Genomic DNA, 14,696 nt, shown 5'->3' with positions numbered 1-14,696 from the left:
CATTACATTGACAACTTTTTCGCACGGCCCTGACGATATGGGCGCTTGCGACGCCGTCCGCGCGAATCGGCCGTGCTTCCACTGCCACCTTACGCGCCAAAACGAACAAACCCCCGCAGCGCAATGCGATACGGGGGTTCGTTTTCTTCGCTTGGGGACTCACGCCGCCGCGCACGTGCGCAAACGGAGAGCGAGTCCTTCGGGGCGAGAAGGAAAACTACTTGAGTTCGACGGTGGCGCCGGCCTCTTCGAGCTGGGACTTTGCCTTCTCGGCGTCGTCCTTCTTGGCCTTCTCGAGGATGGTGGCGGGAGCGCCGTCAACCAGCTTCTTGGCGTCGGCGAGGCCCTTGCCGGTCAGGGTCTTGACGACCTTGATGACCTGGATCTTCTTGTCACCGAAGGAGGAGAGCACGACATCGAACTCGCTCTTCTCTTCGGCGCCATCGCCAGCGCCGGCGGCCGGAGCGGCGGCAACGGCCATGGCCGGAGCGGCGGCTTCGACATCGAACTCGTCCTCGAACTTCTTGACGAAGTCGGAGAGTTCAACCAGGGTCATTTCCTTGAACGCGTCGAGGAGCTCATCGCTTGAGAGCTTAGCCATAATAGGCTTCCTTTCTTATCTGGCGGCGGATGATTGTTGTGGTTCCGTCACCGAAAAATTCTTTTGTTTGTTTGTTTTCCAGATGGATCCGAACACCGGATTCCCGCGCGGCCAAAGGCCACGGGCAATCAGGCGGCCTTCTCCTGCTTTTCGCGCAGCGCGTCGATCGTACGCACGGCCTTGGTGGGCAGCGCGGCGAAGGTACGGGCGGCCTTGGCCATGGATTCCTTGAGGTCTCCGGCCATTTCCGCCAGCAGCGTGTCGCGGGACTTGAGGCTCGCGAGCTTCTGGAAGCCTTCGGCATCGTACATGGTTCCGTCTGCGAAACCACCCTTGATGACGAGGGCCTTGTTTTTCTTGGCGAAGTCACGCAGGACCTTCGCAGCCTCGACGTAGTCACCCTTCACGAAGGTGATTGCGGAGGGGCCGGAGAGCGCTTCATCGAAGCCCTCGTACCCAGCCTCCTTGGCGGCGATGCGAGCGAGCGTGTTCTTAGCCACTGAGTAGGAAGTATCGCGGCCTAGCTTTTCGCGCAGATCGGAGATCTGCGGAACGGTAAGCCCGCGGTACTCGGTGAGGTAGACCGCGTCGGCGTCACGGAATTGATCCGTGAGCTCCTCGATCACCTTTGCCTTATCGGGCCTTTTCATGGCGTTCCTTCCTGAGTCGACCATTGATCGGGAAGATCGGACGCTTCGGCGTTCCGGGCGATATCGTTTGATGCGGTAATCGCATCCACCAATAAAAAATGCCCTGCGCACAGGCAGAGCAACAATCACGCCATTCTCATGGCCTGTCCCTTTTGCAAGGAACATTCATCTTGTTCAACCTATGCTGGCTTGGCGAACCAAACTTCGAGGACCTTGCGGCCCTAACCAACGGTCTGTGGTTTACAAATGGAAAGTATACGGAAGCGGCCCGACTTCGCGACACGCGCATCGTCAGACCGCTGGACGGATGCGTCGAAAAGCAGAACTATCGGTCCAAAACCCTGCTTTTCGACGCACGGGGTTGACAGCCAGCGTCGAAAAGCAGAACGAACGACCGAAGAATCTGCTTTTCGACGCTTCGGACCAGCTACGGGCGACAGCCTTACAGCACGGCCTGCAGGGCGAAGTCGAGGATGAAGAGGATGGTGACCACCCACATCACCGGGTGGATCTCCTTGACCTGCTTCTTGCAGATCTTCACCAGGCAGTACATGATGAAACCCGCGGCGATGCCGTAGGAGATGGAGTAGGACAGCGCCATGAACACGGAGGCGAAGAGCGCCGGGATCGCCTCGGCCAGGTCGTTCCACTGCACTTCCTTCAGGCTGGAGGCCATCATGCAGCCGACCACGACCAGGGTGCCGGCGGTGGCGGCGGACGGGATGGCGGAGACCAGCGGTGAGAGGAACATCGAGATGAGGAAGCACACCGAGACGGTGACGCTGGTCAGGCCGGTGCGGCCGCCGGCGGCGATGCCCGCGGAGGACTCGACGTAGGTGGTGACGTTGGAGGTGCCGAACAGGCCGCCGATGGAGGTGGCGATGGAGTCGGCGAAGAGGGCCTTGTCCATCTTGGAGCTGAAGCCCTTGCCGTTGGCCATGTTCCTGATGTCCTCGTCGGAGAAGATGCCGGTCTTGCGGCCGGTGCCCACGAAGGTGCCGATGGTGTCGAAGGTGTCGGACATGGAGAAGGCGAAGATGGTGACGATCACCAGCGGCAGGCGGCCGAGGTCGCCGAAGAGCGACGGGAAGCCCTGCGGGCTGAAGATGGCCAGGAACGTGGTGGGCAGCTGGGCGAAGGTGTCGGAGATGGAGACCGCGTGGCTCATGTTGGTGATGCCGAAGGGGATGCCGATGAGCGCGGCGGCGATGATGGCGATCAGCAGCGAGCCGCGGACGTTGAGCAGGGTGAGCACGATGGCGATGGCCAGGCCGATGAGGAAGACCCAGAGCGCCGGGGTGTTGAGCGTGGCCAGGCCGGGAGTCGCGTCGATCGGACCGCCCTTGGCCGCGGCCTTCGGGTCGCCGGGGGTGAAGGAGATGAAGCCGACGTTGAGCATGCCGACGTACATCACGAACAGGCCGATGCCGCCGCCGATGGCGTGCTGCAGGGACTCGGGGATGCAGGCGATGACGAGCTTGCGGATGGAGGTGACGGTGATCAGGATGTTGATCAGGCCGCACAGGAAGGTCATGCACAGCGTCTCCTGCCAGGTGAAGCCGAGGCCGGCGCACACGGTGTAGGCGAAGAAGGCGTTGAGGCCCATGCTGGCGGACTGGGCGTAGGGGACGTTGGCGAAGAGTCCCATGACGAGCGTGCCGACGATGGAGGCAATGATGGTGGCCAGGAACACGGCGCCCCACGGCATGCCGGTGGTGCTCAGGACCTGGGGGTTGACGACGATGATGTAGCTCATCGCGAAGAACGTGGTGATGCCCGCCGTGATTTCGGTGGATACCGTGGTGTGATTCTCTTTGAGATGGAAGAACTTGTCCATCGCTCTCTCTTCCTTGGTTTGTGCATCGCCAGGCCAGAGCTATGGGAAAAGCGGGCGGTCGGCTCAAGGAGCGTTACCACTGCAAACCGACGACTTCACTTACTGTTGATAGATGAATTGACGATACGGAGGTTGCTGCGACTCGCCCACGTTTCCGTGGACACAAGCCAATATAACACCCTGGGCGAACAAGTTTATTCGGCGTGTCTGGTATGATTTTGTATCAAAAAATCTTTTTACACTAGTTCACCGGTGGCATGTCCCGAAACGGCCGTTTCGATGGCACGAATCCGGCGCGATTCGCGCGACGCCGCCATGGCAATGCCTCGCCAAAGTGCCGGAATCACCGGATTCGCGCCACCGCGGATGCCACGCCTGACGCGTTGGGATTCCGATGTTCGCGCCGGCTTGGCGATGCCGGCCAGGGACGCCCCCAACGACCGCGCCACGCGGCATCGCGACGAGCGCGACGACGCCTCGCTCTCAGCCCCTCGCCTGTATGGTGGCGACCGATTTCGCCGCCCTGCGCGTCAGGTCGCCGCCCAACGCCGCCGAGCCGGTGCTGTCGGCCGCCGTCTTCTGGCCCCTGGCGCTGACGAGATAGCCCAGCCACGAGTTGACGAACCTGCCGGTGGCCGCGTCCTTGTAGGCCGGGCACGCCACGGCGTAGGAGACGGAGACGAGCGGATAGCTGCCCTTGGCCTGGGTGCGGTAGTCCACGTCGACCACCACGCGCCTGCTCGACCGGGGCATCTGACGCACCGGCGAGGCGTCGGCCGTGGCCGCGGCGGCCTCCGGGGTGTAGGCCACGTAGTCCGAGCCGACCTTGAGGCTCATGGTGCCGAGGTTGGCGGCCTTCGGGGCTTCGGCATAGCCGATGGAGCCGTTGGTCCGTTCGATGGCGTCGATCACCCCGCCGGAGCCCTTGGCTCCCTGGCCGACGCCGTTGGGCCAGCTCTCCTGCGCCTCGTACGGCCAGCCGTCGCCTGCGGTGGCCCTCAGATAGCCGGTGAGGTTCATGGTGGTGCCGGACCGGTCGGAGCGGTGCACCACGGTGATGGGCTCGTTGGGCAGCGTGACCTTGGGGTTCTGGCTCTTGATGGCCTCGTCGTTCCAGTTGGCGATCCTGCCGTCGAAGATGGCGGCCAGGGTTGCGGCGTCGATGTTCAGGTGCCGGTCGGTGCCCGAGATGCCCTTGAGATTGAACATCACGGCGATCGGCGCGAGGTAGACCGGCACCTCGAAGGCGGTGCCGGACTTGCAGACCGACTGCGATTGGGCGATCTGCTCGTCACTCAGCGGGGTGTCGGTGCCGGCCCATGCGATCGCGCCGGTGAGGAAGGTGTCGACGCCCGCGCCCGAGCCCGAGGGATTGTAGGCGACCTGCGCGCCGCGGTTCCTATGCTGGTAGTCGTCGATCCACGCGCCGCTCGCCACCGACTGCGACGAGGCGCCCGCGCCGTGGAACTGGCCGGAGACCTTCGTGGCGCGGCGGCCCGTGGCGCCAGGGGACGCGGCGGAACCGGCGCCGCAGGCGGCCAGCGAGACGCCCATCAGCAGCGCGCACAGCAGCGCGACGAGGCGCCGGGGAGCATGGGAGACGATGTTGCTGTTCATCTTCGGCGCTACTCCTTGGCGTCCTTGGCCCCGTCCTTGCCGTTGCCTTCGGCGTTCTGGTGGGTGACGACGAGGTTGTTGACCAGCTTCTTGGTCTCGGCAAGCGAGGCCGGGTCGAGCCCGTCGTCGGTGATGAGGGTGTCGACCTGGTCGAAGCGTGCGAAGAGGGAGAGCGAGGTGCAGCTCCACTTGGTGTGGTCGCTCAGGATCACGGTCTTGTCGGCAATGTCCATCATCGACATGTCGGTGGCCGCCTCGAGCGAGTTGGGCATCAGGAAGCCGCGGGGCACGGAGACGGAGTGGGTGCCCAGGAAGACGGTGTTGACGCGCAGCGATTCGATGACCTTGTCGGCGATGGGGCCGACCAGCGAGTTGGAGCGGGTGATGACACCGCCGGTGACGATGACCTCGACGTCCTTGGACTCCAGCGCCTGCACAAGCTCGGCGACGGGGATGGAGTTAGTGAGGATGGTGATGCCGCTGGCGCGCTGCGACTCCAGCAGGTGCTGGGCGAAGATGTAGGAGGTGGTGCCGCCACCGATGGCGACCACGTCGCCGGGGGCCACGTATTTCACGGCCTCGCGGGCGATCGAGTCCTTCAGACCGATGTCCATCTGGGACTTCACCGAGAACAGCGGCTCGCTCAGCAGGGCGCTGGTGGTCACCGCTCCCCCGTGCACGCGCTTGAGCAGGCCCTTGTCGGCCAGGTCGGTGATGTCGCGGCGCACGGTCATGGCCGAGACGCCCAGTTCCTTGGACAATGCGGTGATGCGCACGGCGCCGCGGGTGCGCAGCCTGCTGAGGATGAGATGCTGCCTCTGTGAAGAAATCATGCGCACAGTATCGCACAAATAGGCGCAGGAAACAAACTCGATTGAGCGTTTCGGACGCCGAAATCCGGGGTTACGAACATCTTCACGAAATCGATGCACAAAAGCTCACGCGGTGCCCGGTTCACGGCACACCTGCGGACGCGTGCCACCGGGCCAGCCATACCCGGGACGGCGGATCGCGGCCTGGCGCGGAAAACAAAAACGCCGTGCGGCCACCCCTCCAAAGAAGGAAGAGGGCCGCACGGCGCTTGCGAGTGCCCCGACTATTGCCCGGGCACGGTGGTCTGGCCCAAGGTGTTGCCGCCGGTAACGTTGGCGTTGGGCGCCACGTTCATGTTGCGATTGCCGTTGGTCATCGTGTAGTTGTTGTTGCCGAAGGTGTTGCCCGACGTGCCGCCGTAGGTCGACGACGAGCCTCCGCTCATGTACTTCGGGTCGGCGTTGCCGTAGTTGTTGTCGATGGGGATGCCGGCGTCGGCGAGGTAGCGGTTCATGAACTCCTTCCACGCCGGGGTGGCGATGTACATGCCGTACCAGGTGCCGTAGGCCTTGTGGTTGATGACCTTGCCGTTGAAGCTCTCCTGGTGCTCGGCGTTGCCGACGGTGACGAAGGTGGCCACCTGGTTGGGCACGAAGCCGGCCGTGGTCATGTAGGTGTCCTCGTTGGTGCCCGTCTTGGCGAAGGTCTTGCGCCCGCCGTCGAGCTGGGTCATCGACGCCTCGCCTCCCGGCTGGACCACGCCCTGGTTGAGCGCGTAGGCGGTGGTCTGCGCGATCTCGGGCGAGATGGCCTGGTGGCAGTTGGCGCTGGGCACCTTCAGGGACTTGCCCGACTTGGAGATGACCTTCTTGAGCGCGATGGGCGTGCACTCCACGCCGTTGGCGCCGATGGTGGCGTAGACGTTGGCCATGGTGAGCGGGTCGGCGTTGACCGAGCCGATGACCATGGGGCCGTTGAGCGCGGCCAAGGTGGCGGGCGTGGTGATGTCGGAGTTGGCCAGCGAGGCGTTGTGGTAGCCCATCTGCTTGGCCGCGTCGGCCACCGAGCACAGGCCGATCTGCTGGGTCATGCCCGCCTGGGTGGTGTTGTGCGAGCGGATGAGGCCCTGCAGCGGCGACTCGACGCTGGCGCTGCCGCCCTCGGAGTTGTGCACGTTCCAGCCGAAGGACTGGCCCGGATAGTTGGCGCACGAGAACGAGCCGACCGGGTAGTAGGTGCTCAGGCGCAGCTGCTGGGTGATCGGCTTGCCCTGTTCCATCCAGGCGACCATATTGATCGGCTTCCAGGTGGAGCCGACGCCCCAGCCGGTGCCGCCGCCGTCCTTCTCGTCGACCGCGTAGTTGACCGCGGTGCGCTCCTCGCTGCCCTTGGCGGCGTCGGTGGCGTCGTAGATGCGGTTGATGCCGAAGCCCAGCACCTCGCCGGTGCCTGGCTTGATGGAGGCCATGGTCACCTCGAAGTGGCTCGGATCGTCGACGGGGATCGTGTCCCTGGCGGCCGACATGGCGTCGGCGTTGGCGTGCACGTCCATGGTGGTGTAGATGTTGAGCCCACCCTCGGTCAGCAGCCGGTTGCGCTCCGTGGTGGTCTTGCCGAACTCGGGGGAATTGAGGATCTGCTTGGTGACGTAGTCGCAGAAGAACGCGGCGTCGCCGGCGGACTGGCAGCCGATGTTGGTGGTGTTGTCCTGCAGGTTCAGCGTCTGCTGGATGGGCTGGTCGTGGAACTTGTCGTGGTCGGACTGCGAGATGAAGCCCTGCTGGAGCATGAGGTCGAGCACGATGTTGCGCTGCTTCTGCGCCTCGGGCTGGTTTTCGGGAATCGAGGGGTCGTACTGCGACGGGTTCTTGGTGATGGCCGCGATGGTGGCGGCCTGGCCGATGTTGAGGTCGGCCGCGGAGACGCCGAAGTAGCGCTTCGCCGCCGTCTCGACGCCGTAGAGGTTGTTGCTGCCGAACTGGGCGATGTTGAGGTAGCCCTGCAGGATCTCGGCCTTGGAGTACTGCTTCTCGATCTGCACGGCGATGAGCATCTCGCGCACCTTTCGCGCGATCGTCTCCTCGGAGGCGTGGTATTCGGCGATGGGGTCGTCGTCCTCACGGGCCTGCACCATCAGCGCGTTCTTGACGTACTGCTGGGTGAGCGAGGAGCCGCCCTGGGTGGCCCCGTGCTTGACGAAGGTCTGGATGAAGGCCCTGAGCACGCCCTGCACGTCGACGCCGGCGTGCTCGAAGAAGCGGCGGTCCTCGCGGGCCACCACGGCCTGCTGCATGGGCTGCGAGATCTTGCGCAGCGGCACCACGGTGCGGTTCTGCGCGTAGAAGGAGGCGATGACGGTGGTCCCGTCGGAGGCGTAGAGCGTGGAACGCTGCGGCAGGCTCGTCACATCGAAGTCGATGCCCTCGATCTTCAGCGAGGGGACGATGGCCCTGGCCACGTGGTTGGCGCCGATCACACCCGGCACGAAGAACAATCCACCGACGACACCACCGGCGAAGCACAGCGTGACGTAGGTCAGCAGCAGTGCGAGCACACGTCGCACGGTGAGATTATTCGATTCAGACATGCGTCTCATTCTAAAGGACCGCCTCTACCGGCCCCGCCCCCTCGCCGCGCCCGCCTTGGAGGCGAAAGCGTCGACGGAGAGTCTGGGTATTCGCTGGAAGCCGGCGCGCCCCGTATCCGGACCGTGCAAGGGATACGAAAAGGCCCGCCGCGTGAATGCGACGGGCCCATATGACCGACGTGTTCCGGCTCAGTGGCGCGAGCGCCTGATGAGCATGCCGGGCTGGTAGATGATGATGGCGCGGCCGTCGCGGGCGATCCAGCCGCGGTTGGCGAAGTCCATGAGCGCCTTGTTGACCGTCTCGCGCGAGGAGCCGACCAGCTGGGCCATCTCCTCCTGGGTGAGGTCGTGGGGCACCTTCACGCCGGCCTCGACCGGCTCGCCGAAGCGGGTGGCCAGGTCGAGCAGCGTCTTGGCCAGGCGAGCGGGCACGTCCATGAAGACCAGGTCGGAGATCTGCTCGTTGTTGGCGCGCATGCGGTTGGCCATCACCTGCAGCATGTCGACGGCCACGCGCGGATGCTTGTTGAGCCACGCGAAGAGGGTGTCGTGCTCGATCCAGCCGACCTGGGTGCCGTTGCGCATGGCGACGGCCGAGGCGGTACGGGGGCCGCCGGAGGGGTCGAAGACCGGGATCTCGCCGAGGAACTCGCCACGGGTGTGGATGCTCAGCAGCTGGATGCGGTTGTCGCTCGCCTCGCGGATGAGCTTGACCCTGCCGCGCTCGAGGATGTACATGCGCTGGTCCGTGGACCCCTCGCGGAAGATAATGCCGTTCTTGTCGAACTGCGCGTGCTTCATATGGGGCATCAGCTCTTCCGCGTCGCCGGGAGAGACATGCTTGAACAGAGCCGTCTGCAGCAGCTCGTTCTTTTCTTCCGAAATCTCGTTCGGTTTCGTCACGATCATCACACCTCCAGATGGCGTCCATGGGAAAGTACGTGGCATACGTTGGTATCCGCTAATTCAGTCTTCTATTCATATTGTAACGTCTTGACGCACTGGAGACTAGGCTGGCGAGAATCGTCTCGCGGGTCATGCCGGTTTGCCGTGCGAGCGGGTCGACGGATTTTACGGCCGATTTTACGGCCTTGTCGCTCCTCTTCTCCTCCGAGATCCTGAGCACCCTGGCCATCTTGCTTGCATCGATGTCGTAGGAGAGGGTGACGTGGTGCAGCACCGCGCCGGGACCGCCGCCGGAGGAAGGGTACCTGCGCTGCGCCGCGCCGCCGATCTTGCCGCGGGGCGAGGCGATGTCGTTCATCCCCGACCGGCCCACGTCCAGCCCCATATCCCTCAGGGCGTCGATAAGCCACATGTCGAGGAACGCGTAGGAGTCCGTCACGCTCATGTCGGCGAGAAAGGGCGCGGGGACATAGAGCGAGAAGGTGATGACGTTGGCCGGTTCGACGAACATCGCGCCGCCTCCCGTCGAGCGCCTGACCACCGCGAAGCCCTCGCGCCCGGCCTCGTCGAGGTCGACCTCGTCGGCGGCGGACTGGAAGCGCCCGATGACCACGGCCGGGCCCGACCAGTGCCAGAACCGGAGGGTGGCGGGCCTCGATCCGTCGGCTACCTGGCGCGCCCAGAGCTCGTCGGTGCGCATCTGCCCGGCGGGGCTTCGCGGGACGTCGACCACGACTTCGGGGCCCAGCGAATTCCAGCGCGCATGCCATTGACGTAAAATTTTACGTTTTCCGACACCGGCGTCTTTTCTGTCTCCGGAACACCGCATATCGCCGGCATTCGACCCATGAAAGTTTGCGGAAAGTGAAACGCGCTTTGCGTCCGAAGCCCCATGTGTTGCGCCATGCGCGCCATCCGCCTTCGCCTTGGCCCGGCGATAGGCCTCACGCAATGCATGGGCGTCGGTGCCCACCAGCCGGGTGGCCGGGTGAGCGGCGAAGACGTCGTCCAGCGACGAACCGCTCACCAAGGCGGCACCGAGCCCTTCGAGCAGCTCCTGCGCGTCGGCGTCGTCGGTGGTGTCGACGAAGAAGTCACCGTCGATCGCGCAGGAGGCCACCTTCCCGGCCCTGTCTTCGGCTATGCCGACCGCCACCAGCTTGCCGCCGGGGACCTTGTATTCGCCGCGCCACCTCATAGGGCCCGATTATAGGAGCGTTAGAGGCGGGCGAGGATGTCGCGCCCGACCTCGTCGGTGGTGCGCCGCTTCTGCGCGTTTTCGGCGATATCGTCCTCTACGACCTTCTCGATGCGCGCGGCCGGCTCGTCCATGCCCAGGTGGCGCAGCAGCATCGCGGTGGAGAGGATAGTGGCTGTCGGGTTGGCGATGCCCTTGCCCGCGATGTCGGGAGCGGAACCGTGGATGGGCTCGAACATCGAGGGGTATTCGTCGCTGGCGTTGATGCAGCCGGAAGCGGAATAGCCGACGCCGCCGACCACGGCGCCCGCCTCGTCGGTGATGATGTCGCCGAAGAGGTTGTCGGTCAGGATCACGTCGAAGCGCGAGGGCTCGGTGACCAGGAAGATGGTGGTCGCGTCGATGTGCAGATAGTCGTGGCTCACCTCGGGGTATTCGGCGCCCACGCGGTCGACGATGCGCTGCCACATGTCACCGGCGTTGGTCAGCACGTTCTTCTTGTGGACCAGGGTGACGTGCTTGCGGCGCTTCATCGCCAGGTCGAAGGCGTAACGCACCACGCGCTCGACGCCGTAGGCGGTGTTGGTGGAGACCTCGGTGGCCACCTCCTGCGGGGTGTCCTTGCGGATGGCGCCGCCGACGCCGCAGTACATGCCCTCGGTGCCTTCGCGCACGACGACGAAATCGATGTCGCCCGGGTTCTTCAGCGGCGACTCGACGCCTTTGTAGAGCTTGGAGGGGCGCAGGTTGACGTACTGGTCGAGATCGAAGCGCAGCTTCAGGAGCAGGCCGCGCTCCAGCACGCCGGCGTGGATGCGGGGGTCGCCGATGGCGCCGAGCAGGATCGCATCGGTCTTCTTGATGCGTTCCAGCTCCTCGTCGGGCAGGATCGCGCCGTCGCGCAGATAGCGCTCCGCGCCGAGGTCGAAGTCCTCGTATTCGAAGTCGGCCACACCCTGCGTGGCCTTCTCCATGACCTGCTGGGCAGGCGGGATGATTTCCTTGCCGATGCCGTCTCCGGGGATGACGGCGATGTGATATGTCTTTGTTGTGCTCATGCTTCGGACACTACGCGCCCGACGACAAGTGTCCACTATATGGTCCGAAAAATGGACATCATGGGACAGAAGCCATCACCCGACGATGCCCACGATTCGCATCTCCATCCACCGTGGCGACGCCCTCCGGACTAGACTTTCCTTGACGAATGGCGAGCGAAAGGAGAGACCTTGCATATGGCAAGCGGCGTGGACGGCATTATCCCGGGCTCCAACCTCGACGTCTACGGCTTCATTCCCCACGGCCACGCGCAGACCGTCGCCTTCTGGGTCACCGTCGTGTTCTGGATCGTCGTGTTCTTCCTGACTCCCGCGATCGTGAGCCTGGTCTCGCCTTCCCAGAGCGAGCAACTCGACATCAACACCAACGAGATCAGGGGCGATGGCGCGGCGACGAGCGACGTGGACGGGTCCGGCGGCACCGGAGCACAGGGCGACCCCCAGATCTTCAGCGACCCGGGCCAAAGGCGGCGGCCACACATCAAAGGCCTGATCGCCGCCATCCTCTTCCTGCCGAAGCGGATAGGCCTGCTCGGCATCTTCGTGATCATCCCGATATGCGTGGTCTTCTTCGTCACCGGCATGATACCGGCGCAGGCCGTCGTGGGCGGCGTGATGCAGGGGTCGGTCTGGGTTGGTGCGGTAACCGCGGTCCTGAGCTATTACACGATCAGCCACCTGAAGGACCCCGGCGGCACCACCGGCAAGGGCGGCACCGACGCCGGCAAGACGACAGGAGCCACAACAGGTGGCACCGACAACGACGTCATGGGCGGCAACCGGCGCTAGGCGCCGCTCACTTCTCGATGCCCATCGCCGACAGGCACCAGGCGTTCTCCTCGCTCACCTCGCGCCACTGGTGGTAGCGGCCCGAGGCGCCGCCGTGGCCGGCCTCGACCTCGATGCGCGCGATGGCGTCCACACCCTGCGACTGCAGGCGCGCGATCCATTTGAGCGGTTCGACGTAGAGCACCCGGGTGTCGTTCATCGACGTGGTGGCGAAGATGCGCGGGAAGCCGGAGGCCTTGACGGATTTGTCGCCATCGACGGCACCGTCCATGCCGTCATCATGGTCATCGCCGTCGCCCTGCCAGTGGCCGAACGGCGCGTTCTCGTAGGGTGAATATGACTTCATGTAGTCATAGACGGTCTTGCTGTGCAGCGGATCGCCCCACTCGTCCCATTCGGTGACCGTCAGGGGCAGCGAGGGGTCGAGGATCGTGGTGAGCGCGTCGACGAAAGGCACGTCCGCCTCGATGCCCGCGTAGCATTCGGGGGCCATGTTGGCCACCGCGCCCATCAGCAGGCCACCCGCCGAACCGCCGTTGGCGACCGTGCGCCCAGGGTCGGCCAGGCCCGCGCGCTCGAGGGCCCGGGTGACGTCGACGAAGTCCTCGAAGGTGCGCCGCTTGTTGAGCCTGCGGCCCTGCTCGTACCAGGCGCGGCCCATCTCGCCGCCGCCACGCACGTGGGCGACCACATAGAGCACACCACGGTCGAGCATGCTCAGCCGGCCGACCGAGAAACCGGGGTCGGAGCTGACCTCGTAGGCGCCATAGCCGGTGATGAACATCGGCGCGCCCGCGACCGTCTGACCGCCATCGCCTTCCAGCCGAACGCCGCCGGAGCGCCAACGGCCGTCAAGTCCCAGCGAAAGCGCCCGTGCGGCGCCATCCCCGGCGCCGGTCGGGGCGTCGAAGTCCCTCATCCGTTCGCAGCGGTCCGGCCTCCACACCAGCGAGGCAGGTACCATCTCGCCGTCGCGCACCCTCACCCAGACGCGGCGCTCTTGGTAGTCGGCGGCGTCGAAGTCGCCCAGCACCCTGACCCGCTTGAGCAGGGTGTCGCGGCCCGTGGCGGGGTCCAGCTCGTGCAGCTGGGCCGGAGTGGTGTAGCTGGAGAAGATGTAACGCATGCGGGGAGCCCGGTAGGAGGGGTTGCCGCCGACGTTGATGGAGTAGAGATGGCCGTCGCCGAGTGCGTCCTGCCCGTCCGGCCCGACCATGCCACGGCCTGGCAGCAGCGGGCGGAACGACCACGGCCTGCCGGCCAGATAGTCCTGGGTGGCCTGCTCCTTGGTCATCACCACCACATGCGGCAGGCCGTCGGCCCGGTAGCTCAGGGCCACAAAATGCCGGTGCATCGCGATGCCCTCGATGCCCAGTCCGCGCTCGCCCCGCAGCACCTCGGGATTGCTGTCGGAGAGCCAGGGTGTGCCCACTGGTTTCGCACCGGCCCCGGCCTCGACCTCGTCGCCGTGCTCGCAGCCGTAGGGCGACCCGGCGGCCACCACCGTGCCCTCCCCCAGCCGGTAGGGCGGCTCGTGCGAGGCCAGGTCGATCACGTCGATCTCGAAATTGGGGTTGCGCTCGTTGTGGTAAACCAGCGCCACGGCGATGTCGCCTCCATCGGGCCTGGCGCCTTCGAAGCGGGCGAAGCTCACGTCGTATTCCACGCCCTCCCGGCGCGGGATGAACGCGCGGAACTCGCCGTCCGGCGTCGCGGCCGGCAGCATCAGCACCTCGCTGGTGGTCTTGGAGAAGCTGCCGATGACGATGTGCCGCTCGTCGAAGCTCATGCCCACGCGCACGAAGAAGCGCTCGTCCGGCTCGCGGAAGACCTCGACGTCCTCGGCCACCGGCGTGCCGACGCGATGGCGCATCACCGCGTACGGTCTCCACGCCTCGTCCAGCAGGGTGTAGAAGACCCAGCGCGCGTCGGGAGTGAAGCAGGCGCCGGCGATGCCCTCGAAGACCTCGGGCAATTCGGTGCCGTCGTTCAGGTCGCGGATGCGGAAGTCGTAGCGCTCGTTGCCGGTGACGTCGACGCCGTAGAGCATCCAGCGCCCGTCACGGCTCAGGTCGAGCCCGCCCAGCGTGAAGAATTGGCGCCCCTTCGCCTCGAGGTTCGGGTCGAAGACGACCTGCTCGCCCGGCATCGACCCTGGTTCGCCCTCGACATCGATCGTGGGCGGGTCCCAGTCGTCGGGCCCGGCGATCGGCAGCCTGCACTGCACCGAGTACTGGCTGCCGCGCCGGATGCGGATGAAGTACCAGAAGCCGTCCATGCGGATCGGCACCGACATGTCCGTCTCGTTGACGCGCGAGCGCAGTTCCTCGAACAGGGTCTCCTTGAGGCCCTTCAGGCCGGCGGTGCGCGCGTGGAAGTAGTCGTTCTGCCCGGCGACGTAGGCCTGCAGCCGTGCCGAGTCCTTGTCGCGCATCCACGCATACGGGTCGACGAAGGTGTCGCCGTGCGCGGTGCGTGCGCTGGGGATCCTTGCGGCTCGGGGTGCCCCGGCGGCCGCCCTGCCGTCGAGCCCATGGTCGGAGGCCGCCTGGTTCGTGCGTTGCTCGTCTGTCATAGGAACAGACTATACGAAGCCCGTGCCGATTCGACGCCAGCGAACGGCACGGGCCGGTGGATATA

11 protein-coding genes are annotated in these 14,696 nt (G+C 65.2%); 1 reads left to right on the top strand and 10 read right to left on the bottom strand.

Annotated features, from left to right (window positions below):
* Window positions 1-217 precede the first annotated feature (217 nt).
* The 9 genes from rplL to PT282_RS01740 all read right to left on the bottom strand — a co-directional run bounded on the left by rplL (window position 218) and on the right by PT282_RS01740 (window position 11,267).
* Window positions 218-601, bottom strand: a complete 384-nt coding sequence (rplL, locus tag PT282_RS01780; protein ID WP_277167885.1) for a 50S ribosomal protein L7/L12 — start codon at window positions 599-601, stop codon at window positions 218-220.
* Window positions 602-729: 128 nt separating this feature from the next.
* Window positions 730-1,251, bottom strand: coding sequence for a 50S ribosomal protein L10 (gene rplJ, locus PT282_RS01775; RefSeq protein WP_277167884.1), 522 nt, complete (start codon window positions 1,249-1,251; stop codon window positions 730-732).
* 442 nt (window positions 1,252-1,693) lie between these two features.
* The gene (locus tag PT282_RS01770; protein ID WP_277167883.1) at window positions 1,694-3,088 is read right to left on the bottom strand and encodes an NCS2 family permease; all 1,395 of its coding nucleotides are present in this window, start codon (window positions 3,086-3,088) and stop codon (window positions 1,694-1,696) included.
* Window positions 3,089-3,571: 483 nt separating this feature from the next.
* Window positions 3,572-4,705, bottom strand: a complete 1,134-nt coding sequence (locus PT282_RS01765) for a phosphate ABC transporter substrate-binding protein PstS (protein WP_277167882.1) — start codon at window positions 4,703-4,705, stop codon at window positions 3,572-3,574.
* An 8-nt stretch (window positions 4,706-4,713) separates the two neighbouring features.
* On the bottom strand, window positions 4,714-5,538 hold the full coding sequence (locus tag PT282_RS01760; protein WP_277167881.1) for a DeoR/GlpR family DNA-binding transcription regulator: 825 nt from the start codon (window positions 5,536-5,538) through the stop codon (window positions 4,714-4,716).
* Window positions 5,539-5,801: 263 nt separating this feature from the next.
* Window positions 5,802-8,105, bottom strand: coding sequence for a transglycosylase domain-containing protein (locus PT282_RS01755; RefSeq protein ID WP_277167880.1), 2,304 nt, complete (start codon window positions 8,103-8,105; stop codon window positions 5,802-5,804).
* A 189-nt stretch (window positions 8,106-8,294) separates the two neighbouring features.
* A complete protein-coding gene (locus tag PT282_RS01750) occupies window positions 8,295-9,014 on the bottom strand; it encodes a Crp/Fnr family transcriptional regulator (RefSeq protein ID WP_277167879.1) in 720 nt (239 codons plus the stop codon).
* A gap of 52 nt (window positions 9,015-9,066) precedes the next feature.
* A complete protein-coding gene (locus PT282_RS01745) occupies window positions 9,067-10,209 on the bottom strand; it encodes a biotin/lipoate A/B protein ligase family protein (protein ID WP_277167878.1) in 1,143 nt (380 codons plus the stop codon).
* 20 nt (window positions 10,210-10,229) lie between these two features.
* Window positions 10,230-11,267 carry a 3-isopropylmalate dehydrogenase gene (locus tag PT282_RS01740; protein ID WP_277167877.1) on the bottom strand — a complete coding sequence of 346 codons (1,038 nt, stop codon included), beginning with the start codon at window positions 11,265-11,267 and terminating at the stop codon, window positions 10,230-10,232.
* A 177-nt stretch (window positions 11,268-11,444) separates the two neighbouring features.
* On the opposite strand from PT282_RS01740, the gene PT282_RS01735 reads away from it, so the two are divergent.
* Window positions 11,445-12,056 (top strand): hypothetical protein, encoded by a 612-nt coding sequence (locus tag PT282_RS01735; RefSeq protein WP_277167876.1) that lies wholly within the window; start codon window positions 11,445-11,447, stop codon window positions 12,054-12,056.
* Window positions 12,057-12,063: 7 nt separating this feature from the next.
* Here PT282_RS01735 and PT282_RS01730 read toward each other — a convergent pair whose 3' ends face one another.
* A complete protein-coding gene (locus PT282_RS01730) occupies window positions 12,064-14,631 on the bottom strand; it encodes a S9 family peptidase (protein ID WP_277167875.1) in 2,568 nt (855 codons plus the stop codon).
* Window positions 14,632-14,696 lie beyond the last annotated feature (65 nt).

The sequence above is a fragment of the Bifidobacterium sp. ESL0763 genome, assembly GCF_029433395.1.
Taxonomy (GTDB): domain Bacteria; phylum Actinomycetota; class Actinomycetes; order Actinomycetales; family Bifidobacteriaceae; genus Bifidobacterium.
The sequence above is the reverse complement of the archived record's forward strand: the minus strand, read 5'-3'. Positions and strand labels throughout refer to the sequence as shown.